The sequence below is a fragment of the Sphingobacterium tabacisoli genome (assembly GCF_017908035.1).
Classification (GTDB): Bacteria; Bacteroidota; Bacteroidia; order Sphingobacteriales; family Sphingobacteriaceae; genus Sphingobacterium; species Sphingobacterium tabacisoli.
The window spans coordinates 1-1,408 of sequence record NZ_JAEQMU010000014.1; the positions used below are offsets into that span (position 1 = coordinate 1).

Annotated in this window: 1 protein-coding gene; it reads left to right on the forward strand. The window is 42.1% G+C overall.

Features of this window, described 5'->3' with window-relative positions:
- The first annotated feature begins 259 nt into the window (after positions 1–259).
- A complete protein-coding gene (locus tag JKG64_RS22940) occupies positions 260–1,300 on the forward strand; it encodes an IS110 family RNA-guided transposase (RefSeq protein WP_210356580.1) in 1,041 nt (346 codons plus the stop codon).
- The last annotated feature ends 108 nt before the right edge of the window (positions 1,301–1,408 follow it).

Genomic DNA, 1,408 nt, shown 5'->3' on the forward strand with positions numbered 1-1,408 from the left:
CTGTCTCCTATGTTTGTTGTAAGCAAATATAGGAGACATTTTTTGTTTTATAGATTTGCTTTATATAGTGAGAAGAGGAAGAGCCAAGGGTTGTCTTAGTAGCTTTCGTAGGCATACTGATTTTTAGAGATGGCCTTCCTCTTTTTCTCTTCCTAAGGCAGAACAGAATGTAAAGCGGCATATTATCCAGCTTGAATACCCATCAGGAGACAAGTCCAAGGGAAGTTTCACTATTGATTTTTCACATCAAAAGATTAATATGAGAACACTCAAACAGGTAGTTGGAATAGACGTTGGCAGCAAAGAGTTGGTCGTATGCTTTGGCAGGATCTTGTCCAATCTTGATAAAAAGCTGTGCCAATACGGTAATTTCCGAAACACGGATCAAGGACTGATAAAACTTTACCAATGGGTACAGAGCCATGCTTCCATGGAAAGTCCTCTTCACTATGTTATGGAGGCAACGGGTGTCTATCACGAGAAACTGGCCTATTTTCTGGCAAGCAAAGGATGCAGTATCAGCATCGTTCTTCCCAACAAGATCAGTAACTATTTCCGTACACTGGAAGTAAAAACGGTAACGGACAGCACCTGTTCGGAAGCTATCACGCTATTCGGTCTGGAGCGCAATCTGGAGTTATGGCAAAAGCCTGATCCCACTTATAAGTGGTTGAAGCAGCTGACCCGAGAAAGGGATCAGCTGGTGCAGGAACGTACCATGGTCAAGAACCAGCTGCATGCAGAACAAGCAGAGGCTGAGCCGAATAAAAGTTCCATAGAAAGAATAAAAGAACGTATATCAGTACTGCAAAGGCAGGAAAAGGAAATAATGGACGAGTTAAAGCTCCTTGTAAAGGAGAGTTCCACACTCAAAAATGAAACAGATAACCTGACCACCATTCCCGGAGTCGGCCTGCTGACCGCAGTAACAGTACTGGCAGAAACAAATGGATTTGAGATGATCCGCAATAAAAAGCAACTGGTCAGTTATGCCGGTTTGGATATAAAGGAGAAACAATCGGGAATATCGATCCAAGGTAAGCCCACTATATCCAAACGGGGCAACAGGTATCTGAGAAAATCTCTGCACTTGCCGGCATTGGCCGCCATAAGGCATGAAGAACACTACGCTAATACATTTACAAGACTTGTTTCAAGACATGGAATCAAAATGAAGGCAGCAGTAGCTGTGCAAAGGAAACTGCTTGAGCTCATGTTTATAATTTATAGAAGCAAACAGCGGTATGATCCACAGTACCATCTCCAAAAGCATCAAGCCAATAAGGTAGATACAAATTAGGGCAGCCAACGAGGGCTACCCTAAACAGGCTGGTACAAGACCGCCTAAAACCTAAAATTACAAAAAAATATAAAATTGACTTGTATATTAACACAGAATCTAAAAAGT